Source organism: Neobacillus endophyticus (assembly GCF_013248975.1).
In the GTDB taxonomy this organism is placed as follows: domain Bacteria; phylum Bacillota; class Bacilli; order Bacillales; family Cytobacillaceae; genus Neobacillus; species Neobacillus endophyticus.
Window position 1 is genome coordinate 577546 of the sequence record NZ_JABRWH010000001.1, and the last position, 23800, is coordinate 601345.

Below are 23800 nucleotides of genomic sequence, written 5' to 3' on the forward strand. Positions count from 1 at the left end.
TCTGGCGAATTAGCAAAATTCGAATCTATTATTAACAGTCAGGGATAGAAATTATCAGCCCCTGTCGCTAAAGCAATCAAATTTCTAATTTCTTAACGGTTTTCCTTTCAAAAGCATATGCTGCATGCGCTGCTGTGTTTTTGGCTCTCTAATCAGACTTAAAAATGCTTCCCTTTCTAAATCAAGCAGATATTGTTCATCCACTTCTGTTCCATATGGCACTTTTCCGCCTGCAATTACGTAGGCAATTTTCTTAGCAATTTTCATGTCATGCTCGGATAGATACCCGGATAAGCGCATACCTTCTGCACCTAAAAGCAAAGTAGCATACCCCGGTTCACCGGTGACAGGAACTTTTCTGCGAACTTTTGCTTTATAGCCTTTTTCATGCAAAGCGAGCACCGCTTGTTTGGCATCATAAAGTAAGTGATCCCCATTGAAACTGATTCCATCTGTGAGATCCAAGAAATTATTTTCGCGAGCCTCTTCAGCAGATGTTGAAACTTTCGCAGTAGCGATTGTTTCAAATACTTTATTTGCTACTGCCTGAAGGTCAAATTGGACACCATTTGGAAGGTTTTCTAAATGCTTCATGTAAAGCTCCTTGTTACCACCGCCGCCTGGAAGCAACCCGACACCTACTTCTACAAGACCCATATATGTTTCAGAGGATGCTTGAATGTGGGCAGCTGGCAAACACACCTCAGCGCCGCCGCCAAGCGTCATGGAAAATGGTGCTGCTACAACTGGTTTGGAGCTGTATTTTACGCGAAGCATTGCTTTATGAAGCTGTCGGATCACCATATCAAGCTCATCGTAGTTATCATCCTGAGCTTCCATCAGCATCATCGCTAGGTTCGCACCAACACAGAAGTTTTTACCTTGGTTGCCGATCACAAGGCCTTTGTAGTTTTTTTCCACTTCGTCAACGGCAAAGTTAATCATTTGAATCGTATCAAGACCTAGTGCATTATTCGGTGAATGGAATTCGAGCAATGCGACTCCATCGCCAATATCGATCAAGCTTGCGCCGCTGTTCTTTTTAATAACACCTTTTTGTTTCTTCATCTTTTTAAGGTCCATGACCTTTGGATTGATTTCAACTAGTTTATATTCACCTTTATTGTAGAAATAGAGATCCCCGTCATCTTCTTTATAGAAGGAAGTAAAGCCTTTTCCAAGCATATCTGTCACCCAACCAGGGATTTCCAGACCTGAATCTTTCATCTTTTGCACTGATTTTTCCACACCAATGGCATCCCAGCTTTCAAATGGGCCCATCTCCCAGCCGAAGCCCCATTTCATAGCACGGTCAACGGCGACGATGTCGTCAGCAATCTCACCTAATAGCTGGGCGGAGTAAATAGCAGACTGTGCAAATGTATTCCATAAAAATTGTCCAGCTCGATCGTCCGCGTAAACAAGCGCTTTCATTTTGCTGCCAGTGCTCTTTTCTTGCTTAGCAAGTTCGATGGACATTGCCGACAGTTTTTTGCGTGGACCATATTCCAATGTATTTGGATCAAGCTCCAAAATTTCTTTACCTTTTTTCAAGAAAAACCCTTGCCCGGATTTGCTGCCAAGCCATCCTCTTTCCACCATTGTTTTGAGGAAAGCCGGCACTTCAAAGACTTCTTTCTCTTTCCCATTGACCTTTTCATAGACGTTTCCTGCTACATGATAGAAGGTATCCAAACCTACGACATCAAGAGTGCGGAAAGTCGCACTTTTGGCACGGCCGATTAGCGGTCCTGTAATTGAATCCACTTCACCGACACTGTAGCCGCCTTTTAACATTTCTTCGACTGTCATGAGAAGACCATATGTGCCAATTCTGTTGGCGATAAAGTTTGGTGTATCTTTTGCCACTACAACACCTTTGCCTAAAACATCTTCGCCAAACGTTTTCATAAAGGAGAGGACTTCTGGGTCTGTGTATTGGGTCGGAATGATTTCTAATAATTTCAGGTATCGCGGCGGGTTAAAGAAGTGTGTTCCAAGGAAGTGCTTTTGGAAATCCTCTGAGCGACCTTCCACCATTGCTTCCACTGAGATACCGGATGTGTTTGAACTGATGATGCTGCCAGGCTTTCGGAACTGATCTACCTTATCAAAAATTTGTTTCTTTACGTTTAGGTTTTCAACTACTACTTCGATTACCCAGTCGATATCTTTTAACTTCACTAAATCGTCTTCCAAATTGCCTGCTTCGATTAAAGCTAAATTCTTCTTGGAGGTTAATGGTGCCGGCTTTTGCTTTAATAATTTTTGAATCGATTGGGTGCTAATACGATTTCGTACCTGCATATCCTGTAAGGTAAGGCCTTTTGCTTCTTCTTCTTTTGTCAGTTCACGTGGCACAATATCCAATAATAGTGTTGGAATACCGATATTTGCTAAATGTGCTGCAATACCTGATCCCATAACACCGGAACCTAATACAGCTGCTTTTTTAATCAATTGGCTCAACATTGTCTCCCCCTTCAACACTTGAATGAACACTCATTCATTTTTTTGTTAAAAAAAATTCACCTAATGAATGAGCCTTGTTATTAATAAATATAAAATATTTTAAAAATTTCTGCAATCTATAAACGCGGAAAATTGAAATTTTTTTGAAAAATAATTTTCCCCCCTTGATGCCGATATATTTTTCATATTACGGGTATTCTATCCTTGAGGTGATAATTGCGATGGCAAGAGTGAAAAAAGATCCATCCAAAGCTGGCGTAAGCGCAGCCAGTGTCAAAGGCAATGGCGGACCAGGCGGCGAACACGCTCAAGTTGACAAACAAAACAGCCAAAATAATCAATATAAAAGAGGTTAAAAAATGGGTGTCAGGCACCATGTGAAAATTTCACATGGTGCCTGACACCTAATTTAATTTATTTTATTTTCCTTTCTATTTCTTGGTTGACTGCCGATGCTGTTCGTTGAGTTGTTTGATTTCTTGGATGATTTGTTTCATTTCTTCGCGCGCTTCTGGATAAAGGGAACTCCAGTGTTGGATTAAGGCTGGCATCGATTTTCCGATGTGACTGTAAATTGCCCATGTTTGGACTTTTTCTTTTATATCTTCGCTGCTGTCGCCGACGAGAAGTTCGCTGTATTTTTCTAGTAATGCTTCAAATTGCTGTGCGAATTCTGTTTTCATTGTGGCACCATCTTTCTTTTTTATTAGTCCTTATGGAAAAAGAGCGACCAATTCGCTCTTTTTCCATTTCTATGATTCTGCTGAGAACATGTATTTCTTATAGTGATAGCGAATGGAAAAAATCAATCCAAGTCCCATCATGTTCCCCATTAATGAACTGCCGCCATAGCTGATAAATGGAAGCGGAATACCTGTAATGGGCAGTACTCCGATGGTCATGCCAATATTTTGGAAGACGTGGAAGGTAATCATGCTAATGACCCCGACACATACATACGTATAAAATTTATTCTTCGTTTCCATTCCGACTTTCGTAATATGGTAAACCAATAAGAAAAATAGACTGATTAGCACGCTTGCGCCAATAAATCCAAATTCCTCACCTACTACACTGAAGATAAAATCAGTTTGACTTTCCGGCAGATACACATCACGATTCGTTAATCCTTTTCCTGATGTCTGACCGGAACCGATGGCTAGGATGGATTTTGTCAACTGGTAGCCCTCAGAGCTTTGGTAATTATACGGGTCAAGCCAAGAATAGATCCGACCAAATTGATATTGCTTTACACCCAGATATTTTTCCAATAAATCAGGCTGCCAGAGAATGAAATAAAAGATTGTCACAATCAGCACAATTCCAGTAGTGAACAGCGGTACGAGAATTTTCCAGCTAATACCAGATATCAGCATCATGCCAAGAAATATCGAGATAAATACAAGTGATGTTCCCAAGTCAGGCTGCTTCATTATTAACGCAACAGGAACCATAGTGACAATCCCCAGCTTGATTAATAACCAATAATCAGATGAGGTAGATCTAACTGGGTTTTTCATATGATGATCATCAATCACCCTTGCAAGCGCCAAAATAACAAATACCTTAACAAACTCTGACGGCTGCAAGGAACCCATTGCCGGAACCTTGAACCAGCTTTTTGCCCCGTTGATCACTGGAGCTATACTTTGAGGGGCAACGATGATTAAAACGAGCAAAAAAAGGCCAAACCCATAAGAATACCACGATATTTTTCGCAATTGGTCGGAGTCCAGCCTCATAACGCCGGCAACAATCAAGGCGCTGACACCATACCAGAGAATTTGTTTTACTAAAAAGTTTTCATGGTACTGCCCGCTCATCTGGGCACTATATATCGAGACACAGCTTGCCAAAAATAATAATAACAAAATAAAAACAAGACTATAGTCAATTTTAGAAGTTGTGTTGCTATTTGAAGTCACTTCTCAGTCTCCACCTTAATTAAGAACTTGTACATTCATTCATTATATTTTTTATCAACAGAAAGTACAACTTATAAGTCAAGGCTGTTTTTTTTTACAAGAAAAAATAGATCACGAGGATGTATTCGTTCAAATATTTATGCTTTTTTTCAGATCAAAATAGATTCGTTTCATTTCAGATACCATCGATTCTAGATTATTTGGCACCTGCGGCAGTCCGTACCCAATGTATAATGGTGTTGTCACAAATCTCGGCACTACCTTTGCATAAATTCTTTTATTAATATGATGAAAAAAAATATTATAGCTGCCCGCTTTAAATGGAAAATGATTCAGTACGTAGTGAACAGCAATTTGTATATATTCTGCAAACTGCTCCATATAATGAGAATCCGCCATCGCTATATTAAACTCATAAAAACCAACGCGAGGTTTAGTCGATAATGTCAGAGTAACATCGGATTCTTGGGCAATGACAAGACCTTGAAACATTTCCGGTTGGACTTTTTCTTTGTAATCCAGGTCTTCAAGCCCAATAATTTGCATGTGGGGATGGGAAAGTGTTCCCCCGGATAATGGACCATGATTCTTGAAAAAAATCACAGACCTGTAAGCACCTGAATTCTCCATTTTCAACCAATGCCCAATCCCGAATCGGAATAGCCGCTGCAAATGTTCCCGCGAATATGTAGATACTTCGCCCTGACAGTCATCTGTTTCGATTAAGACCGTTTGATAAGCATTTTCCAAGACAGGATATTTATTTTTCAAGAGAATGATCGAGCCATCAACATCAATGATATCGGTTAGCTTTTCTCTCTCACAAAAAGGACAGGCCTGGGCTTTGTTGCGTATATTTTCCGGCTTCTGCATACCGATAGACGTATTAAAATGTAAATGTTTATTTTCCACTCGCGTTTCTCCTCTCGAAAAGCTATATACCTATTTTATGGTAGAAAACGTTTGCTCTGCACTTATTTTGCCTGATTCTTATATTTTCATAGTGATATTTCATGAGTTCGTTGTTTTTTGCATATGTTTGAAGAGACAGGCTTATTAATTTATGAGAGTGAGAGGGAGCTATGTTAACAAAATTGGAAGCACTAATACTGGGGATGATTCAGGGGTTAACGGAATTTCTGCCCATTTCAAGTACCGGACATCTGTATTTAGGAAGGAATTTATTTGGCCTGCAGGAAGCAGGGCTGCTGCTTGACACCATGCTTCATATTGGAACGCTGCTTGCAGTCCTGGTGTTTTATAAAAATGAATTTACCCAGATTTTACGGAATCCTTTTAGTAAATTAACCTATCTATTAATCGTAGGGACGATTCCAGCAGTTGTCATTGGGCTCCTGTTCAAAGATTATTTTGAAGAGATTTCCAAGACGGGGGTTACAATTGGATGGGAATTCTTAATAACAGGCATTTTTCTCTGGATCGCTGATTCTGTGAAAAACGGTCACAAAAATATGGACAACATCAGTTACACAGATGCCTTTATTATCGGATCTTTTCAGGCAGCTGCCATTTTCCCGGCTATTTCGCGTTCAGGCATGACCATTGTTGCAGCGCTGTGGCGAAGACTTGACCGTGAAACGGCTGCGTATTTTTCCTTTTTATTATCAACACCCGCCATTGCAGGCGCCTGCCTCCTGCAAACAAAAGAATTACTAAGCGGCGGGGGTGAGGAAATTTCTTTATCCGCTTTACTTGTGGGAATCGCCGCATCAGCCTTCTTCGGCTATGTTGCCGTGAAATGGATGATTGGCTTTTTGAAAAAACACTCCTTAAAGCCATTTGCGATCTATGTATGGATGTTAGGGTTTGTTGTGCTGTACTTTCAATTTACCGGAAAATTCTAGAAGGAAACCTTTATCAAAATTTTGTTTTTAACACACCTGATCTCACGAAATAATCGGCTCGAACAAATTCGAGCCGATTATTTATTCAATATGAACGTTTTCTATTGCCATTTCCCTTGCTGCTTTCACTGCTTGTTCTTTTGCTTTCGCCATGATTTCCGGAAGCATTCTCGGAAAATGATCCATTCCTTCTGCAATTACTGTATCCATTAAATCAAGTCCAAGAAACTCAAGTGCTTTTCTCAAATAACGATCACCCATTTCATATTCCGCCATCGGTCTGGTAGAATAAATACCACCCCGCGTTTGAATATGGATGGCTTTCCTGTCTGTCAGCAAACCTTTTGGACCATTTTCGGTGTTAGTAAATGTTTTTTCCGCAATAAACAAACAGTCCATAAATGATTTCAATATGGCTGGAGCTCCAAGATTCCAAAGTGGAGTTACAAATACGTAGTAATCTGCATCAATAAAGCGGTCGGCAAGTGCATGCATTTGTTCCAGCTTGGTCCGCTCTGTCTCTGACAATTGTTCCTTTGTATATCCCATAAATGATAGCTTCGCGCGGGCATACAATAGATCCATATCTATTTCGGGAATGTCCATTTCATATAAATGCCATTGTTCGATCTCAACGTCTGGCTGTACTTTTTGAAATTCTTCTAAAAAGACTTCACCTATCTGCATTCCTTTTGATAGTTTTACACAATTTTTCGGATTTGCAGTAATATACAACAGCTTTGACATCCAAATCCCTTCCCTTAAACCACTATATTTTCATTTCATTTATATACTACCTTGCTCACAGCTAAACATTTGGTGATGTTTATGTATATATTGTGAATTTCTTTCTTTTTGTTTTTTTCCTAGAAACGGCATTTTAATTGATTAAACTATTACCGCGGAATAAAATATGATATATGATTTTTAATTTTTATAGAAAATGGGGGATTGACGATGAAATATGCCATCATAACAGGCGCATCAAAGGGCCTCGGGAAAGCGATTACACAAAGGCTGATCACCGAGGGAGTTCATGTAGTTTCCGTTTCCCGGACAGAAAATGAAGAGCTTAAAAAGCTGGCACAGGAAAAACAAGTCTACTATAACCATTTCCCCTGTAATCTTTCATTAGAAAATGAAGTACAGGAAGTGTTTATGGATATTGCCCATTATATTTTTCAAAAGAATCCAACAGAAATTCTTTTAATTAATAATGCAGGTGTGGTTGAACCCATCCATAAAGTTGGATGTATGGATCCGACTCCCATTACGCGCAATATTCAAATCAATTTGATCGCTCCCATCTATATTAGCAATTTATTTTTAAACAAAGCACAGCACACAAATACCGTTGTGCAGATTGTAAATATTACGTCTGGGGCTGCTGTCCGCCCAATTGATGGCTGGAGTGTGTATTGCAGTTCGAAGGCAGGGTTGAATATGTTCACCCAAACAACCGCCTTGGAACAGGCTGAATTGAAAACCCCTCACCTCATCATTGCCTTTAACCCTGGAATTATGGATACCGATATGCAGGCAGTGATCAGATCCTCTTCCACTGATGCTTTTAAAGAGCTGGAGCGTTTCAAAGCATTTAAAGAAAATAATCAATTGGTACAAGCAGCGGTCGTCTCTAATGCTTTGATTGACCTCGTTCTAAGTGGAGATGCGGAAAACGGAAAAATTTATCAAATAAATGAACTAATACAGAAATAGGCTTCTACCGTGAAAAAAATGATGAAGAAACTATCTTTTAAAATTGGACTATTGTTTTTTACCGCTATTCTTTTATTAGAAGGCGTTTCAATAATATTTCTGCATAATAACATCCTCCATTCTCGTGTTCATGATGAATTAAATGCATTGCAGACACGAGGGAATAACCATCGCGATATATTGGAAGCATCCTTTCAAAAAGAAACGATTATGCATATTGCAATGATGGAGGCCCGGACAGATACACAGGTGATCCTAACAAAAACAGACCGATCGATTTATATGTCTTCCAATAAGGTGACAGATGAAATGAAAGCGATCATAAAAACAACACCAAAACATATTCCACATGATGGCTTAATCATTGAAGACGATTGGAAAAACGGAGCCTATATTGCTTCTGTCAGCCCTGTTATAGTAGATCAGAAGATTGATGGGTATGTTTACATGTTTCAAAATACACAAAAAATCAAGGACCTAATTTCGGAATTAAACCGTCATTTTCTGTTTGCAGGCCTGCTTTCCCTCCTTTTCATGGGGATCATCATTATCATTCTAACCAGGGTAATGACACAGCCGCTTATCCAAATGAACGAGATAACAAAACGGATGAGTAAAGGAGATTTCTCCGTATCACTGCCTGCGCTTGGTAATGACGAGCTTGGCGAGCTGGGAGAATCGATTAAAATATTGGCGAGGGATTTAGCAATTTTAACGAATGAACGTAATGAATTTTTAGCGAGCATCTCCCATGAGCTGCGGACACCGCTGACCTATATTAAAGGCTATGCAGAAATCGCTCGGCGGCAAGATACCGCTCCGTCCGAAAGGGATCAATATTTAGGGATTATCGTTGAAGAAGCGGTCAAGCTGTCCAAGCTGGTAAAAGAGTTATTCCATTTGGCTAAAATGGATGAAAATACGTTTTCAATTGAAAAAGAAATGATCCCTTTACGCCCCTTTTTTCAAGAGGTCATTGAAAAGGTTTCCCCGGCATTCAAAGAAAATCATCTAAGGATTGAACTAAACTGCCCAGAAAATATCTCCTGTGAAATGGACCCGATCCGCTTCGAACAGGTGATACTTAATCTATTAGATAATGCCAGAAAGTATTCTGAACCAAATACAAAAATCTCTATTTCCGTGCAGGTGAAAGGCGACAAAATTCATATGATGATTCAGGATGAAGGAAAAGGTATTCCAGAAGAAGATTTGCCGAGAATTTTTGAACGCTTTTACCGTGTAGATAAATCAAGAGCCCGCTCTCTTGGCGGCACCGGCCTGGGGCTTTCAATTGTCAAGCAATTAGTGGAAGCCCACGGAGGAACTATTTCCGTGGAAAGTAAAACCAATGTGGGGACCACTTTTGAAATTATTTTGTAGCATCGAAAAAATCCTTATCTCTAATGATAAGGATTTTTTCAATGCTCCGCCGTTTACTAGTTATTCAGCAGTTTTATTCGCTTCTTGTTTATTCATACCTTGAGCAATCGCCCCAAGTTCACCTTTTAGATTATGTTTACCTGAATAATTTTCAATCAGTTCCTTCAAATCCAATCCGGTTGTCTCCCTGAGAGATTCTTGCAAACCAGTCATTAAATTTGTTACATTACCGCTGACAGACGAAATTCCTCCACCGCTGCCAGAGTCAATCACTGTGACCTTATCAATGTTACCAATAGGCTCAGCTATAGCTTTTGCGTAATCTGGTAACATTTTAATAACCATATCCATAATCGCAGCAGAACCGAATTCTTCAAATGCTTTCGCTTTTTCACGCAACACATTTGCTTCAGCCATCCCCCGTTTTTCAATGGCAGATGCGTTAGCTTCCCCTTCTGCTGCAATGGCTTTTGCCTTAGCAAGACCTTCTAATTCCACTTTTCTTGCTTCGGCTTCCGCACGATTAATCTCTTGTGTTTTCAAGGCTAAAGATTGGTTCTCGACACGAATACGTTCTGCTTCTGATTCTTTCACTTTTTGATAAAAATCGGCATCTGCTTTTTTGATGATCTCAGCCTCATATTGTTTCTCTCGACGTCTGATCTCACGTTCTTCTAACTCAATTTTCTTTTCACGTTCGACGATTTCAATTTCAATCTCCTTTTGCCTCAGTTCCTGTTTCCGTTGAGTCGTTTGAAGATCAAAAGCAATGCTGGCATTAGCCCTGGCAGTATCTTCTGCTATCTTAAAGTCGGCAAGCTTTAATTCATTATCTTTTTTAGCTTCTGCAATTTCAGACGCACGGGCAAATTCTGCCTCCTGAGCTTCTTTGTTATTTTGCGCTTTACCAATTCTCTCCTCTTTCTCAGCAAGGCTTCTTGCCAGTTCACTATCCCGTTTTACTTCTGCAATCCTGCGCTGGCTTAGGGCATTTATAAAATCATGATCATCTGTAACATGAGTCACACTAAAGTTCACAATTTCGATCCCTAATTTCTGTAAACTATGTTCTGCAATTGCCCTTACTTTCTCAGAAAACAAGTCACGATGTTTATTGCTCTCTTCAACTGTAAGAGTGGCAATAATAGCTTTCAAATGCCCTTCCAGTATCTGACGGATTTGTTGTTCCCTGTGTTCAACCGGCACACCTAAGTAGTTTTCAGCAGCGTTAATCAAATTCTTCGTATCACTATAGAATTTTACTGTTGCCACAGCAATCACATTAATTGGTACATCCTCTTTGGTCACAATATTTCTAGCTTCTACATTTAAGTTAGAGGGTTGTAAACTTAATGTTCCCATCCGATGAATGATGGGTAAAACCACTGCACCTCCACCTACTACAATCTTAATCTTTTTACCATGTTCATCTGTTTCTACGTTTTTACTTCCCAATGTACTTCCAGTAATAACCATTGCCGTATCTCTTCCTACTACCTTGTAACGGCTGATCGCATAAAGAATAACTCCTAATATGACTAATACCAATACGCCACCAATACCAAGTGTTTGCAGCATATAATCTCCCCGCTTCTCTTTTTAAAATTAGATACTGAAAATATCCGTTTCATCTGTTCCACTTTTCTGATAGACAACAAAGCGGTTATCTTTTACTTCCCATACAATTACTTCTTTGTATAAGGGGATGGCCTTTCCATCTCTGCTAATCGCTGTTCTAAATATGTATCCTAAATCGTGTTCTACTTTTACTTCACCCAGAGAATCTGCACCTTCCTTAATCTCCATTGTAATAATCCCTTTTCTGCCTATCATATCCTCTAAATTCACAGCTGAAGAACTCTCCATGTGTTTTAAAGGCCGTAAGAAAAAATAAGAAATAACAAAGGTTAATATGAAAGATGCAACTCCGGAAACAATGAATGTTCCGAAAGATGGTAATGCTGAATGAAACACTCTTTGAAGTATTAAACCAACACCACCTAGGAAACTTGCAAACAATACGACCTCACTTGGTCCAAACGGTAATACAGCCAAATGACCTGTTATTGCATCCATTAGATCACCTAATAGGAGAATAATGATTAGTAAAATAACCCCGCCTGCCAACAGATACAAATAAATTTGTTCCATGGTGGTTACGTCTAAATGCATGGTCATCATCACCGCCTTTTCTATCAAACTATTACTTTAAAACACTGTTCATGCCTCGATAAAGCTTTACCAACTGGAGCCTTTTAAATAATGTCTAACAGAAATATTCCTAAAAATAAAAGAACACTAGTTTACTTAGTGTTCTCTCTTTCATGCACTAAAAAGTAAACCTCCTCTCTAAACGCTTACGAGGTTAGCTGTTGGATTCGGGCTTAAAGAGTTGCCCTACCTTTTAAAAAGGATTCACCCCAAGTACTAATGTACAAAAATTGGGTCCCCCGCTCCATTCGGATTAAGCGATTTTAGGCTGCAATTAATTTATAAAGCTTTATTTACGATAAATATATTCCTTTATATTCCATTTGTAAACAAAAAAATAAAATCTCCTTGCGGCTTAATGAAAAAAGAAATAAAAAAAAGTGCCATAGCCTTTAGCCACAACACCCTACTGTAACATATTCAAAAACTTTCTCGTGCGTTCCTCTTTTGGATGGTTGAAGATTTCTTCCGGTTTATTCCGCTCGACGATCACACCGCCGTCCATGAACACCACCTCATCTGCCACATCTTGAGCAAAACGCATTTCATGGGTTACGACAATCATCGTCATCCCTTCCTGGGCAAGATCCTTCATAACCTTTAATACTTCTCCTACAAGCTCTGGATCGAGCGCAGATGTTGGCTCATCGAACAGCATAACCTCCGGCTCCATTGCCAATGCTCGGGCAATTCCAACGCGCTGCTGCTGACCGCCGGATAACTGTGCCGGATAGTAGTCGAATTTATCGCCAAGACCAACTTTTTCAAGGAGGATTTGTGCTTTTTTTCTGGCGCTTGCTTGATCCTCGCCCTTTACAATAACAGGCCCCTCCATAACATTCTCCAAGGCTGTTTTGTGAGGGAATAAATTATAACTTTGAAAAACCATCCCAGTTAATCGCCTGAACGCGGCAATACTTTTTTTCGAAACTTTATCGGAAAAATCGAGACTGTTTCCTTCGATGGAAATAACCCCTTTGGTCGGTGTTTCTAACACGTTCAAACAGCGCAGCATCGTTGTCTTTCCTGAACCCGATGGCCCAATGACAACTACCACTTTGCCTTTTTCCACATTGAGGTCAATTCCTTTAAGTACCTCTAACGTACCAAATTGTTTATTCAATCCTTTAATTGAGATCATCGGTCAAACTCCCTTTTTCAACTCATACAAAGTTTTTAATTATTGGCCTCATTTTATTAGGCCAAATACCGATCCATTCTTTTTTCCAAGAATTGCTGAACAATGGATAGTAGAAAGCAAATGACCCAATACAATAAAGCAGCTTCTGAATAAACCAATAAAAATTCATAGTTTCGGGAAGCTATTTCCTGTGCATGGCGAAACATTTCGGTAACAAGTACAAGTGACGCAAGCGATGTATCTTTAACAAGACTGATAAACGTATTGGATAATGGCGGGACGGATACTCTTGCGGCTTGGGGCAGAATAATTCTTCTTAATGCCTGGGAATAAGACATCCCAATCGAATATGCTGCTTCCCATTGTCCTTTTGGTGTAGAGAGAATTGCTGCCCGAATGATTTCCGATGCATAGGCTCCAACGTTTAAGGAAAAACCAATGACCGCAGAAGGATACGGATCAAGGGTGACACCGATATTAGGCAGCCCATAGAAAATAATGAAAAGCTGAACCAATAATGGTGTACCGCGAATGATCGAAACATAGATTCTTGCAATGATTTGCAAAAATTTAATACTTGAAATGCGGGCCAATGCTGTCAGTACGGCTAAAATGAGTCCGACAACAAAGGAAATAATGGTTAAGGGAATCGTATACATGACAGCTCCCTCCAGCATGGGCTGGAGGGAACTTTTTGCAATGTCAATTAACCGAGGGTCAGTAAAAATACTACTTAAGTACATCTTGACCAAACCATTTCTCAGAGATTTTTTTGTATGTGCCGTCAGCAATCATGTCTTTTAATGCCTTATTTACAGCATCCACAAGTGTATTAGAACCTTTTCTGAACATAAATGCACTTTGTGATGCATCAGCGCTGGTAGCTGCAATTTTCACCGGTGCATTTGGTTTTTGTTTTGTATAATCTAGGAATGCAATTTTGTCATTCACCGTTACGTCAACACGCTTTTGAGAAAGAAGCTCAATTGCTTGTTCAAAGCCGTCTACGCCGACAATTTTAGCACCATATTTTTTCGCCAAATCTGCATAGTTACTTGTCAATGATTGTGCAGAGTTTAAGCCTTTAATGTCATTGAAAGATTTTACTTTATTGTTGTTCTTCGCAGTAATAACAACAGCTTCTGAAGTGATATACGAGCTTGAGAAATCATATTTTTTCTGACGGTCAGGATTAATGCCTACTTCATTGGCGATCATGTCAAAACGTTTTGCGTCAAGGCCTGCAAACATGGCATCCCATTGAGTTTCTTTAAATTCCGCTTTCACACCAAGGCGCTTTGCTACTTCTTGGGCAATCTCAACATCAAAACCAGTTAGTTTGCCGCTGTTATCATGGAACGTGAATGGAGAATATGTACCTTCAGTACCAATTGTCAGTACACCTGCATCCTTTACTTGTTTCAATAAATCCCCGCCTGCTGTCTGGCTGGAATCGGATTTTTTTGTATTATCGCCTGTTTTATTGTTATCTGCAGTACCGCAAGCAGATAGTAAAAACATAAAACTTAAAACTAGAGTAAAAATAACTGATAATTTTTTCATTTCTATACCCCCTAATTCTGATAGTTCTTGTTGGATTTATTAATCATCTTAGTATAAGATCGCCATTCTGTCAAAGGATTTATAGGGTTATTTTCCCCATTTTAAAAAAATAAAACCCATCAGAATCTCTCTGATGGATTTTTAATTAGGCAGATACTGTATTTTTTTGTTCTACCTTTTCCTGTTTTTTCATCAGCGGGCGGCAGAAGAATAAACCACTGGCCAACAGGAGTACACCATAAGTAAAGGTTTTAATGTCCGCTGTCCCTGCAATAATGACCCATGTTGAATAAATGGTAGCCAAAATGGCAATGACGCCATCCATCCACCTTGTTTTATTGCCTTCATATGTTTCACCAGTGATCACTAATTTCATCTGATAGATTGAAGAAATAAAATACGGAACTAAATAGGCCAGGGTAGCTATTAATACAATAAAGTCAAATGCCCCAGAAATCGATTTGGAAACAGTTGAAAAAATAAACAATTGACCTAATCCATTTGTTAATAAAAGCGAAAAAACAGGCAATCCCTTTTTATTTTCCTTCATAAAGCTTGGCAGGAATAATCTCTGCTTTGCCGCTTGATAAGGTACTTCCGCACTTAGCATAACCCAGCCAATGGTCGACCCGAATAAGCTAATTAAACCTATTGCTGCAAGAACCTTACAGCCTAAAGGACCCATAACAGTCTGAATGGCATCTATTAATGGTTTGTCAGAGTGGATCAATGTTTTTTGGTCGAGCATACCCATGGCAAGAAAGCTGATTCCGACATAAATAACCAGAGAGATCAATAGCCCTAGAATGGTTGCTCCTTTTATGTCGGAGCTTTTTTTAGCTCGACCTGAAAACACCATAGCCGATTCAATTCCGATAAAGGCCCACAAAGTATTAACAGCTGCATTATTCACTTGCGGCAGCAGACCGAGCGTATGTCCGGCAGCGTCTGTACGCGGCGCCACAAACGGCAAGATATTGCTTTTTTGAAATGCAAACAACCCAACGATGATAAATAAGAAAAATCCTGCCACTTTAGCAGCTGTAGCTACAAAGTTTAACCTTCCGGCGCTTTCCATTCCGCGTAAAATAATGAAATGTATTCCCCATAACAGGATCGTGCATATTATAAATGTCAATCCATTTCCTACTCTTAATGTGAAGCCGTTAATGGTAACCAATGGAGCATTGCTTGTTAAAACGGGAAAGAAGGTTGACAGGTACCCCGCAAAAGTGGTTATGACCGCAACAATACCGGCAATATTTCCAATCCAGTAGCCCCAAGAAGACATAAATCCTGATAGGGTAGAAGCTTTGGAACCTTGTTTAAACAGTTGGCCGGCATATATTTGCGGTCCACCCTGAATATTGGGCTTTCGGATCCCCAAATTGCCAAATACCAAAGCAAGCATTAATACTCCAAAGCCAGTAAGCAGCCATGCTGCAATAACTCCTGCAGGACTTGCTGCTGCTGAAAGCGATCTTGGCAGCATAAATATACCAGAACCAACCATATTTCCAACAACAAGTGCGGTTAACAGCCAAAATCCTAATTTATTTGTTTTTCCCATAAAGCAAACTCCTCTCAAGTTGCATAACTTTTTCAAAATAACATTCCGTTTCATCCGCTTTTAGAATAATCCCGCCCATATCCTTTGTCAATAAAAAATTTTACTTTGCTAAAGTATTAGAGAATTAAAATATTTTAGCGAAAAATAAAAACCCGTCCAAAGGACGGGTTAATAAATAAACGTAAACGGCTGCCAGTGATATATCGCGGCCGCTGATATGAAAATCTTATTTCCACCAGTCATCAAACATAGATACTGGAAGACGGCGTTTATGTTCTGTTACCAGATAACGTTTTTCAATCTTTTCAGCAACCTCTGGTGAAATGGCCTTTCCTTCTAAATAATCATCCAGTTCATCATAAGAAATTCCAAGCTCTGTCTCATCCGCTTGACCTGGCTTATGGTCAAGAAGATCGGCTGTAGGGACCTTAAGATAAAGTCGTTCATCCGCTCCAAGCTCTTTCAATAATGCTTTTCCCTGACGCTTTGTTAGACCGGATAACGGAAGAATATCTGCCCCGCCATCGCCGTACTTGGTAAAAAATCCTGTTACCGCCTCTGCAGCATGATCAGTGCCGATAACAAGAAGCCCTTCCATTCCGCCTACCGCGTATTGGGCGATCATTCTCATTCTTGCCTTCACATTCCCTTTATGATAATCGCTTAACGCTTCACCTTGAACACTGGCGTTATACTCGTTTTGCACTTCATCTACAGGTGATTTGACATTAAAAACCACTTCACGGTCTGCACGAATAAAGGCAAGGGAACGCATGGCATCCTCCTCATCCTTCTGGACACCATAGGGAAGTCGGACTGCTATAAATTGTACGTCTGTTCCTTCCTTACGCATCTCCTCAACCGTCAGCTGAGCAAGTCTTCCGGCAAGTGTAGAGTCCTGTCCCCCGCTGATTCCCAAAACGTAACCCTTCGCTTTTGTTTTCAGCAAATAATTTTTCAAAAAGTCGATCCGTTTGCGGATTTCTTCCTTCGGATTAATGTCGGGGCTAACATTTAAATCTTGCATAATTTGCTGCTGCAAATTCATCCTAAAGTACCTCCTAAAGTGAGTAGTGATATATGTAATCTACCATACTTTTCGTTTATTCGCCTATTTTCAGCTGTTTGAAGATAACTGATAAAGATCTTCGGCCATTTTATGAATATCTGTCTGTTTATCCCGAGTGTTCAGCAGAATGGCTATGGCCGTTTTATCATGATAGTAGGCATGTATCGATTCAAAGCCGCTCAGAACCCCTCTGCTGTAATAGCGATTGCCTTTATTATACACACCTAAACCATAGGAGGAAGTCGATCCAGGTGTCAGCATTTTTTTTACACTTGGTGTTGATATAAGCTTTCCTCCCATTAAAGCCTGATCAAATAAACATAAATCCAATACGGTTGAATAGATATCACCACACCCAAACAAGAGCGGAATATTTAGTTTCGGAGCAAGGATGACCTGGCGGCCCGCTTTCACATAACCAACCGAACGATATGGTGCAGGATTCTTTGTTGTCATAAAGCCGGAATGATGCATCATCGCTTTATCGAAAATATTTTTTTGAATATAATCGTGAAGCGGTTCCCCTGCTGTTTTTTCGACAATAAGGCCAAGTATAAAATAGTTAATATCATTGTAATCCCACTTCGAGCCAGCAGGGAATTTAACTTCATCGTTTACGATTTTCTGCATAATGTCTGATGGCTTTGGATCTCGGTTTAGAATGATCGGCGTCTTTACACCTGAAGTGTGATTTAATAAATGAAGCAGTTTGATTTGATCTCCGTTTGGAAAATCAGGAATATACTTAGAAATCGGATCAAGCACATTGAGTTTTCCTTTTTCCTGAAGTTGAATCACACTGACAGCTACAATGGATTTGGTGATCGAACCGATCGGATATGTTGTCTCGGCAGTATTAGTCATTCTTTTATTAAAATTGGAGAAACCGGCCCCTTCGTTAAACAGGATTTTTTCCCCTTTCAAAATTGCAATACTGCCATTTATATCATTGGAACGAATATAGTCCCTTATCTTCCAAGCAATGTTCGCCTGCTTTTGAGCAATGGCCCGGTGCCCGCTTTTTGCGGAGACAATGCGTTCTTGCTGTGAATACTGGGATTGACAGCCAGTCTGGGAAGCGCCCATAATGACTGCAAGCAGCGGGACGATTAAGCTTTTAATCTTCACGTTGTCACATCTTCTTTCTGGATTCCAGTTTTATCTATGCCTTATTATGGATAAAAGGAAATGTATTTATTTGTGAAATTGTCTGTTTATTGAGGTACTCACGAACAAAAAATAGGGTATACATGACTTGTAAACCCTGACGGAGGTATGAATGATGGATGCAAAAACATGCAATGAGTCAAGAGTGGTAAGAACAAGCAGGATTTTCCCTAATGATGTAAACAATCATAATACACTGTTTGGTGGAAAATTAATGAGTGATATTGATATGCTGGCATCTATAACGGCTGGAAGGCATAGCCGAAAAGAGTGTGTTACGGCATCAACCGATTCTGTGGATTTCTTAAGCCCTATTACACCAAAGGATTCCGTCTGTATGGAATCTTTCGTTACCTGGACTGGTACAACTTCAATGGAGGTTTTTGTTAAAGTGATTGCAGAAAATCTGTTAACTGGTGATCGTAAAATTGCTGCCACAGCTTTTTTGACCTTTGTCGCACTTGATGACAACGGCCAACCTTCTGGAGTCCCTGGGATCATCCCAGAAACGGAAGAGGAGAAGAAACTCTTTGAAACAGGAAAAGAACGAGCCGAAAAGCGGAAATTGCATCGAAAAAACAGTAAAGAACTGGCAAGCTATTTTACCACAAGGAAGCCATGGGAATAAAAACATTGGAAGTAATAAGGTTCGCGCTTTCTGCCGCGAACCTTTTACTGTAATTTTTGTAATTTTCTCCGATCCGGTGCATGCGGAGGCATTTCCAGCCAGCCGCGATCAACCATTATATTAAATCCCTTCGCACCATACATTAAAACCTCTGCGATATATTTTTCATATTGCAGAGCCAAATCTGTTCTCATCGATAAAGAAAGGGCATGGCCAATCAAAGTGATATCTATTGCATTCAGCGAATGAAATAGCATAACCACTAGTCGATCAGAAAACGGAGGAATGGTCGAATCCGATACTTCCACATTTAACGGGACATTCCCCAACAGTTCCTCTCTTTTTAGAATATCATTAAAGGTGTTAATTTGTTTCTCAGAAATTTTCTTTCCTTCCTGGATATATTCATGAATTTCTTTATCTTTTACTACCTGGAGCAAACCCATACATAGAAGGATGGAGAAATAATTTCGTTCCGTATTAAAAAAAATTTCCGTTATCTCAACCGCATTAATAGGTCTCTTTTTTCCAAAACCGCTGATATAGGATTTTTTTTCAACAAACTCCACTTCTTTTGGATAAGGAATTTTAGGTGACCGATCATAAATACCTTTTGAGAGCATTAAAGTAGTTGCTTCCCGATATAAAACCGTAGAATCGTTAATCATCAAACTAAAAAGGTCCATTATATCTTTTCGAGCAACATTTGCAAGAACAAAACTGATACTGATTATTGTCATTCTGCTTATGGAATAGACGAAGCTAAGGGCAAACATATCATAAAATAGTTTAGGTGCCTCCAGATTCAGATCTTTCTCTGTAAAGCCAGTAGGTAAGGGAATGCCTTCTTCATTTAAGACCTTGGTTATCTGATCAAAATGACCTTTAACCATCTTATATGCCCGCTCCAATTGCTCCTTTACCTCTTCATCTTCAACATAATGCAAAAAATACGTCAGCAAGCAAACTTTCATACTTTCCTGTAAATAGATTGCCCACAAACTGCCAATTTCTGAACTAGATAACATGATGCGTTGCTCGCCCATGAAAAAATGCCTCCTAAAAGATCCTAATAAGAATAGATTTCCAAGAAGCAATTGATTTATTCGTATTGAAAAAAAGCCATTAAAAAGGAAAACCCCATCATGATGACAGGGTCCCTTTTTTGGTACTTATACGTTATGTAAAATCATGTACAGCCGGTTTTTTCTTTCGCTTTTCTCTTCTTCAGCAGCCAAATCATATTTTTTTAGCAAATGGAACACTTCATTTAATAAGTCTTGTGTATGTTCTTTCGCAAAAAATTGCTCAAACAACTGCTTCATTTCTTCAGGCAGATAATCCTTCTGCGATTCATATTTTTGTTTGACATCTTCATGTGAGTGATCTAGTTTGCAAGTGCTCATAACTGTTCCCCCAGCATTTTTATCTATAGAATAACACTTTTCTGAGTATATTTTTCATTCTTTTTTATTGCCTGTCACTTCTAGAACATCGAGGAAAAATACAACTACCGGTATCCCTACGATTAATCCCCATATGCCAAAAAAGTGTTCTGAAAAGATCAGGACAATAAACGTATAAAAAACTGGCAGGTTGGTCTTGGAACTCATTAAATTTGGATTTAAGATATAGGTTTCGATACTGTGAACAATCACAATCGCAATTACGACATAAAGAACGGTCATGATTCCGCCAATACTATAACCTATTAACACGAGAGGGATGAGCGAAATAATGGCTCCGGCGACAGGGATTAGCCCTAAAAGAAAAATCATAATCGATAGTCCGCCAAGCTGCGGAAAATGCAGTATCCATAAAGCTATTGTGGTTAAAATACAGTTGACTAAAGCTATGATTAATTGCGCCTCAATTACTTTTCCAAACGTATCCGCAAATTTACGGCCAAAAAATTCAATTTCCTCATAAATGGATGAAACTTTGCTTGTTTTAAAATTCTTAGTAAATTCAATTAATCGCGGTTTTTCCAAAATGAAAAACAAGCTTAATAAAATCGCCATCAGTAGCTGCAAACTTATTTTACTAAAATCTGTAAAATATTTTAACAGAAACGTAAATCCTTGTTCTAAATAATTGGATATTTGAATTTTTTCAATCCTAGTTACAACATAATTCAGCATCACATTATCATGCTTTAAGGTGTAAAATGCGGTTAACTGCTTGATCAATGCCCTAATCTCAGTGACAATCATTGGCATATACATAACCAACGCATAGGACAGGAGACCGACAATTCCTACATAGGTACCAACAACAATCACCTTTCGGTTCAATGGAATCTTACCTTCAATAAACAGAACTAAGCGATCCATTAGAAAAGAAAAAATAAAGGTCAGCAAAATTAAATTAATCATATCTTTCAGCAAATATAAGACAATGGCAACAAATACAAAAATCAATAACCTTTTGAAGCCGCTGCTTTGTATCATTTTATTCATCATAAACGTATCTCCATTATTTTTTTAACTTCACAGGATAATTATACCAAATTATAAAACATGTTGAAATTATTAAAGCAACCGGCAATAGCCGATTGCTTCAGAAATCCTTACAAATTATTTATGATAGGAGAAATGAACCGGTGCGATCGTCGAATCAATAGCTCTGCTTTCGTAGCCTTGTTTCGTTAAATAATCTAGAAGTTCAGGCAAATGGGCGAGTGTTTGTTTTTGTTCATGCATAAGAATAACAATCGGTCCATTATGATGGGACATTTTTGAAAGTTGTTGAATGACATTTGTTACATAACGTCCGTCTTTATAATACCAATCCTTACTATCAATATTCCAATCCCACATTAAGAAGCCATGATCATCAACGGCCTTCCGATCCTCTGGTGTCAAATAAGGGACACTTCCATATGGAGTACGAATTAGGAATGTTTGCACCCCTGTTATTTCCTGTAATGTCTTTTGGTCTTGAGACATTTCACCTATAACAGAATTAGGTGAAGCATAAAATTTGTGGACATCATGCGTAACCCCATGAAGGCCGACACCCTCACCATTTTGAACCATCAACTTGGCGGATTCCGGATATTTTCTGAGATTTGGGTCCAGCATAAAAAATGTTGCTTTAAAATGATGTTTTTCCAACAGAGCGATAATGTCGCCCGAGAATGATTCCGGTCCGTCATCGAATGTTAAATAAACCACTTTATCGTTACTGTTCGCAGGCTGCTGTGCCAATGTTTGATTTGCCAGCACCTGATTTGCAGGCTGCCCGCCAGTCGCCGATGTGTTTTCTACTCCATTTTGCATTCCGTTATTATTTTTCCAAACCATAGAGTTTTGCTGTTGATTCTGTGCCATCCCTTTTTCGAGCGGTATATGTTTATTATTTATAGTTGTTTCACCCGCTTGAAGATGGGACTCCGGTCCCTCTGCATATGCCACTTTTGGATGATTAGCAGATTCGCCAGATGCTTTTTCCCGGATATAGTTCGTTACAAATATCCCAGCAACTACACATACAATGACACCAACAAAAATGAATGTTACTTTGGACCAACCACGTTTTACCTTCCCCATTTTTCCAAACCCTCTTTATCTATTTTTTCTTCCATCATTATAGACGAAATTCGCGTCAAATTGTTTCTATAAGTTTAAAAAAAATACATTTTTTACAATGAAATTAGTAGAAAATTGGACGAACAGGTCGAATTCCTGCTATTTCTCTATAAATTTATAATAACTGAAAGTGTTGTTAAAGAATAGAAATTAATAGGAAATATTAAAATGATAGACAGGCAATTTTTCACAAGGGCAGACATATATATTTTTTTACACTGCTCTATATGTAAATCGCACTAGTATACTTTCACGTCGAAGGGTTATCGCTTCATGTGGTGCTAAAGCATTATTGATAGAATCGTACATTTTATAGAACACTACTTAAGCCCCCCGTTTTTGACATTTTCGCTTTTAATAGGTTCTTTTTACTGAACACACTCTTTTAAAAATAACAATATATAAAACAACAACAAAATCCACTAACAACTTTAAACAACAACCGACAAATTTCTTCAAATTTCTCTATTGAGAACATTTGATTCTTGTAGTATATTTCAATATATAGAACAATTTTTGATTGGAGAAAAATAAATGGAGCAATGCGTCAGAACACTTCCCTACACTATTAACCTAGCGGATTCATTTGTAAAGAGGTTGAAAGGCCTGAAATTTCGTAAAGAACAATTGGTGGAAGAAGGGCTGTGGATCATTCCATGCAAGTCTATACATATGTGCTTTATGCATTTCGCTATCGATGCCGTTTTTCTTAATAAAGAGGGGAGAATTATCAAAACAATTGAAGGCATTAAACCATGGCGCTTTATTTTGCCTATTAAAAATGCTTACTCTGTTATCGAGCTTCCAGCCGGAACCATTTCAAAACTGGGTTTAAAAACTGGAGAAATGATAAATTTACAATAAATTCATCTTTAAAGAGGCAAATTGTCCTCTTTTTCTTTTTATCTAAAAGTTTGCAAATCATTTGAAATATGTTCACCGTTTGTTCATGTGAATTGCAATCCATTGGCAATATGATAAGAGTATGGAGAAAAAGATGAAAGCGAGTTCAGCAGATGAACAGAGAAATGAGATTAGAGCTGATTTCCCAGATGATCTCTGAGCAAGAGATTAAAACACAAGAAGAATTACAGCAACTGCTTTTGGCGCAAGGCTTGCATGTAACACAGGCTACCATCTCAAGAGACATCCATACATTACAGCTTATCAAAGTACCCGGCAAAGACGGCAGTCTTAAATATTGTTTTCAAATGGATCGTAATCACCTCATTTCCGAGAAGCTGCGGCATAAACTGCGGGATGCTCTTGTCAGTATGGAGGTAATCCAGTTATTTGTTGTTGTAAAAACTCTGCCAGGCCACGCCCATGCTTTTGGCGTGCTACTAGATTCCTTAGATCTGGAGGGAAAAGCCGGAACTTTATGCGGCAATGATACATGCCTGATTATTTGCCGGTCCATGGCACAGGCTGAGAACATCAAAAAACAACTGGACTACTATAGTAAATAATAAATCCTTTAAGAGAAAAGGAGAGAGC

General features: G+C 39.0%; 24 protein-coding genes and 1 riboswitch. Of the genes, 7 read left to right on the forward strand and 17 right to left on the reverse strand.

The features are described 5' to 3' along the window. Nucleotides 1-84: 84 nt before the first annotated feature. Nucleotides 85-2472 (reverse strand): 3-hydroxyacyl-CoA dehydrogenase/enoyl-CoA hydratase family protein, encoded by a 2388-nt coding sequence (locus tag HPT25_RS02865; RefSeq protein WP_173059654.1) that lies wholly within the window; start codon nucleotides 2470-2472, stop codon nucleotides 85-87. 221 nt (nucleotides 2473-2693) lie between these two features. On the opposite strand from HPT25_RS02865, the gene HPT25_RS02870 reads away from it, so the two are divergent. Beyond that, nucleotides 2694-2828, forward strand: a complete 135-nt coding sequence (locus HPT25_RS02870; protein ID WP_173059657.1) for a YuzL family protein — start codon at nucleotides 2694-2696, stop codon at nucleotides 2826-2828. A gap of 75 nt (nucleotides 2829-2903) precedes the next feature. Here HPT25_RS02870 and HPT25_RS02875 read toward each other — a convergent pair whose 3' ends face one another. The 3 genes from HPT25_RS02875 to HPT25_RS02885 all read right to left on the reverse strand — a co-directional run bounded on the left by HPT25_RS02875 (nucleotide 2904) and on the right by HPT25_RS02885 (nucleotide 5309). Then, nucleotides 2904-3155, reverse strand: coding sequence for a DUF2573 family protein (locus HPT25_RS02875; RefSeq protein WP_173059660.1), 252 nt, complete (start codon nucleotides 3153-3155; stop codon nucleotides 2904-2906). Between the two features lie 69 nt (nucleotides 3156-3224). Next, nucleotides 3225-4397, reverse strand: a complete 1173-nt coding sequence (rodA, locus tag HPT25_RS02880) for a rod shape-determining protein RodA (RefSeq protein ID WP_173059663.1) — start codon at nucleotides 4395-4397, stop codon at nucleotides 3225-3227. A 129-nt stretch (nucleotides 4398-4526) separates the two neighbouring features. Beyond that, nucleotides 4527-5309: a DUF4931 domain-containing protein gene (locus HPT25_RS02885; RefSeq protein ID WP_173059666.1), complete on the reverse strand. Its 783-nt coding sequence runs from the start codon at nucleotides 5307-5309 to the stop codon at nucleotides 4527-4529. 170 nt (nucleotides 5310-5479) lie between these two features. Here HPT25_RS02885 and HPT25_RS02890 point away from each other — a divergent pair, with 170 nt between their 5' ends. Then, a complete protein-coding gene (locus HPT25_RS02890) occupies nucleotides 5480-6262 on the forward strand; it encodes an undecaprenyl-diphosphate phosphatase (protein ID WP_173059669.1) in 783 nt (260 codons plus the stop codon). 81 nt (nucleotides 6263-6343) lie between these two features. Here HPT25_RS02890 and HPT25_RS02895 read toward each other — a convergent pair whose 3' ends face one another. Then, nucleotides 6344-7009, reverse strand: a complete 666-nt coding sequence (locus HPT25_RS02895; RefSeq protein WP_173059672.1) for an FMN-dependent NADH-azoreductase — start codon at nucleotides 7007-7009, stop codon at nucleotides 6344-6346. Between the two features lie 210 nt (nucleotides 7010-7219). Here HPT25_RS02895 and HPT25_RS02900 point away from each other — a divergent pair, with 210 nt between their 5' ends. After that, nucleotides 7220-7981: a (S)-benzoin forming benzil reductase gene (locus HPT25_RS02900; protein WP_173059675.1), complete on the forward strand. Its 762-nt coding sequence runs from the start codon at nucleotides 7220-7222 to the stop codon at nucleotides 7979-7981. A gap of 21 nt (nucleotides 7982-8002) precedes the next feature. Further along, nucleotides 8003-9364 carry a sensor histidine kinase gene (locus HPT25_RS02905; RefSeq protein ID WP_173070831.1) on the forward strand — a complete coding sequence of 454 codons (1362 nt, stop codon included), beginning with the start codon at nucleotides 8003-8005 and terminating at the stop codon, nucleotides 9362-9364. Between the two features lie 60 nt (nucleotides 9365-9424). Here the strand turns inward: HPT25_RS02905 and HPT25_RS02910 are convergent, their stop codons facing one another. From HPT25_RS02910 to HPT25_RS02945, 8 genes are all read right to left on the reverse strand, one after another. Next, nucleotides 9425-10942 (reverse strand): flotillin family protein, encoded by a 1518-nt coding sequence (locus HPT25_RS02910; RefSeq protein ID WP_173059678.1) that lies wholly within the window; start codon nucleotides 10940-10942, stop codon nucleotides 9425-9427. Nucleotides 10943-10969: 27 nt separating this feature from the next. Continuing rightward, on the reverse strand, nucleotides 10970-11563 hold the full coding sequence (locus tag HPT25_RS02915; RefSeq protein ID WP_217269604.1) for an NfeD family membrane protein: 594 nt from the start codon (nucleotides 11561-11563) through the stop codon (nucleotides 10970-10972). A gap of 141 nt (nucleotides 11564-11704) precedes the next feature. Next, a riboswitch (cyclic di-AMP (ydaO/yuaA leader) is annotated at nucleotides 11705-11845 on the reverse strand. Between the two features lie 136 nt (nucleotides 11846-11981). Continuing rightward, entirely contained in the window at nucleotides 11982-12716 is a 735-nt protein-coding gene (locus tag HPT25_RS02920; RefSeq protein WP_173059684.1) for an amino acid ABC transporter ATP-binding protein, read from the reverse strand. 56 nt (nucleotides 12717-12772) lie between these two features. Further along, on the reverse strand, nucleotides 12773-13459 hold the full coding sequence (locus HPT25_RS02925; protein WP_173059687.1) for an amino acid ABC transporter permease: 687 nt from the start codon (nucleotides 13457-13459) through the stop codon (nucleotides 12773-12775). Next, complete coding sequence (locus HPT25_RS02930; RefSeq protein WP_173059690.1) at nucleotides 13446-14279, reverse strand: amino acid ABC transporter substrate-binding protein; 834 nt, start codon at nucleotides 14277-14279, stop codon at nucleotides 13446-13448. Before HPT25_RS02930 ends, HPT25_RS02925 begins: the two co-directional genes overlap by 14 nt. 145 nt (nucleotides 14280-14424) lie before the next feature. Beyond that, nucleotides 14425-15849 (reverse strand): amino acid permease, encoded by a 1425-nt coding sequence (locus HPT25_RS02935; RefSeq protein WP_173059693.1) that lies wholly within the window; start codon nucleotides 15847-15849, stop codon nucleotides 14425-14427. A gap of 226 nt (nucleotides 15850-16075) precedes the next feature. Further along, the gene (gene nadE, locus HPT25_RS02940) at nucleotides 16076-16897 is read right to left on the reverse strand and encodes an NAD(+) synthase (RefSeq protein WP_173059696.1); all 822 of its coding nucleotides are present in this window, start codon (nucleotides 16895-16897) and stop codon (nucleotides 16076-16078) included. A gap of 69 nt (nucleotides 16898-16966) precedes the next feature. Next, nucleotides 16967-18046: a serine hydrolase domain-containing protein gene (locus HPT25_RS02945; RefSeq protein WP_173059698.1), complete on the reverse strand. Its 1080-nt coding sequence runs from the start codon at nucleotides 18044-18046 to the stop codon at nucleotides 16967-16969. Between the two features lie 154 nt (nucleotides 18047-18200). On the opposite strand from HPT25_RS02945, the gene HPT25_RS02950 reads away from it, so the two are divergent. Then, nucleotides 18201-18713, forward strand: coding sequence for an acyl-CoA thioesterase (locus HPT25_RS02950; RefSeq protein WP_376767904.1), 513 nt, complete (start codon nucleotides 18201-18203; stop codon nucleotides 18711-18713). A 44-nt stretch (nucleotides 18714-18757) separates the two neighbouring features. Here HPT25_RS02950 and HPT25_RS02955 read toward each other — a convergent pair whose 3' ends face one another. The 4 genes from HPT25_RS02955 to HPT25_RS02970 all read right to left on the reverse strand — a co-directional run bounded on the left by HPT25_RS02955 (nucleotide 18758) and on the right by HPT25_RS02970 (nucleotide 22264). Further along, nucleotides 18758-19759 (reverse strand): DUF3231 family protein, encoded by a 1002-nt coding sequence (locus tag HPT25_RS02955; protein WP_173059704.1) that lies wholly within the window; start codon nucleotides 19757-19759, stop codon nucleotides 18758-18760. A gap of 126 nt (nucleotides 19760-19885) precedes the next feature. Further along, nucleotides 19886-20119 (reverse strand): group-specific protein, encoded by a 234-nt coding sequence (locus HPT25_RS02960; protein ID WP_173059707.1) that lies wholly within the window; start codon nucleotides 20117-20119, stop codon nucleotides 19886-19888. A 54-nt stretch (nucleotides 20120-20173) separates the two neighbouring features. Then, nucleotides 20174-21175, reverse strand: a complete 1002-nt coding sequence (locus HPT25_RS02965; protein ID WP_173059710.1) for an AI-2E family transporter — start codon at nucleotides 21173-21175, stop codon at nucleotides 20174-20176. 114 nt (nucleotides 21176-21289) lie between these two features. Then, nucleotides 21290-22264: a polysaccharide deacetylase family protein gene (locus HPT25_RS02970; RefSeq protein WP_173059713.1), complete on the reverse strand. Its 975-nt coding sequence runs from the start codon at nucleotides 22262-22264 to the stop codon at nucleotides 21290-21292. Nucleotides 22265-22837: 573 nt separating this feature from the next. Between HPT25_RS02970 and HPT25_RS02975 the strand changes: the two genes are divergently transcribed. Both HPT25_RS02975 and argR read left to right on the forward strand, forming a co-directional pair. Beyond that, a complete protein-coding gene (locus tag HPT25_RS02975; RefSeq protein WP_173059716.1) occupies nucleotides 22838-23167 on the forward strand; it encodes a DUF192 domain-containing protein in 330 nt (109 codons plus the stop codon). Nucleotides 23168-23319: 152 nt separating this feature from the next. Beyond that, nucleotides 23320-23772: an arginine repressor gene (gene argR, locus HPT25_RS02980; RefSeq protein WP_173059719.1), complete on the forward strand. Its 453-nt coding sequence runs from the start codon at nucleotides 23320-23322 to the stop codon at nucleotides 23770-23772. Nucleotides 23773-23800: the final 28 nt, after the last annotated feature.

Excerpts from the sequence above, each read along its gene's own strand:
- HPT25_RS02865 (WP_173059654.1), bottom strand. The coding sequence starts at position 2,472 with ATGTTGAGCCAATTGATTAAAAAAGCAGCTGTATTAGGTTCCGGTGTT.
- HPT25_RS02870 (WP_173059657.1), top strand. The coding sequence starts at position 2,694 with ATGGCAAGAGTGAAAAAAGATCCATCCAAAGCTGGCGTAAGCGCAGCC.
- HPT25_RS02875 (WP_173059660.1), bottom strand. The coding sequence starts at position 3,155 with ATGAAAACAGAATTCGCACAGCAATTTGAAGCATTACTAGAAAAATAC.
- HPT25_RS02890 (WP_173059669.1), top strand. The coding sequence starts at position 5,480 with ATGTTAACAAAATTGGAAGCACTAATACTGGGGATGATTCAGGGGTTA.
- HPT25_RS02895 (WP_173059672.1), bottom strand. The coding sequence starts at position 7,009 with ATGTCAAAGCTGTTGTATATTACTGCAAATCCGAAAAATTGTGTAAAA.
- HPT25_RS02900 (WP_173059675.1), top strand. The coding sequence starts at position 7,220 with ATGAAATATGCCATCATAACAGGCGCATCAAAGGGCCTCGGGAAAGCG.
- HPT25_RS02905 (WP_173070831.1), top strand. The coding sequence starts at position 8,003 with ATGAAGAAACTATCTTTTAAAATTGGACTATTGTTTTTTACCGCTATT.
- HPT25_RS02910 (WP_173059678.1), bottom strand. The coding sequence starts at position 10,942 with ATGCTGCAAACACTTGGTATTGGTGGCGTATTGGTATTAGTCATATTA.
- HPT25_RS02920 (WP_173059684.1), bottom strand. The coding sequence starts at position 12,716 with ATGATCTCAATTAAAGGATTGAATAAACAATTTGGTACGTTAGAGGTA.
- HPT25_RS02925 (WP_173059687.1), bottom strand. The coding sequence starts at position 13,459 with ATGTACTTAAGTAGTATTTTTACTGACCCTCGGTTAATTGACATTGCA.
- HPT25_RS02930 (WP_173059690.1), bottom strand. The coding sequence starts at position 14,279 with ATGAAAAAATTATCAGTTATTTTTACTCTAGTTTTAAGTTTTATGTTT.
- HPT25_RS02935 (WP_173059693.1), bottom strand. The coding sequence starts at position 15,849 with ATGGGAAAAACAAATAAATTAGGATTTTGGCTGTTAACCGCACTTGTT.
- nadE (WP_173059696.1), bottom strand. The coding sequence starts at position 16,897 with ATGAATTTGCAGCAGCAAATTATGCAAGATTTAAATGTTAGCCCCGAC.
- HPT25_RS02950 (WP_376767904.1), top strand. The coding sequence starts at position 18,201 with ATGGATGCAAAAACATGCAATGAGTCAAGAGTGGTAAGAACAAGCAGG.
- HPT25_RS02955 (WP_173059704.1), bottom strand. The coding sequence starts at position 19,759 with ATGGGCGAGCAACGCATCATGTTATCTAGTTCAGAAATTGGCAGTTTG.
- HPT25_RS02960 (WP_173059707.1), bottom strand. The coding sequence starts at position 20,119 with ATGAGCACTTGCAAACTAGATCACTCACATGAAGATGTCAAACAAAAA.
- HPT25_RS02965 (WP_173059710.1), bottom strand. The coding sequence starts at position 21,175 with ATGATGAATAAAATGATACAAAGCAGCGGCTTCAAAAGGTTATTGATT.
- HPT25_RS02970 (WP_173059713.1), bottom strand. The coding sequence starts at position 22,264 with ATGGGGAAGGTAAAACGTGGTTGGTCCAAAGTAACATTCATTTTTGTT.
- HPT25_RS02975 (WP_173059716.1), top strand. The coding sequence starts at position 22,838 with ATGGAGCAATGCGTCAGAACACTTCCCTACACTATTAACCTAGCGGAT.
- argR (WP_173059719.1), top strand. The coding sequence starts at position 23,320 with ATGAACAGAGAAATGAGATTAGAGCTGATTTCCCAGATGATCTCTGAG.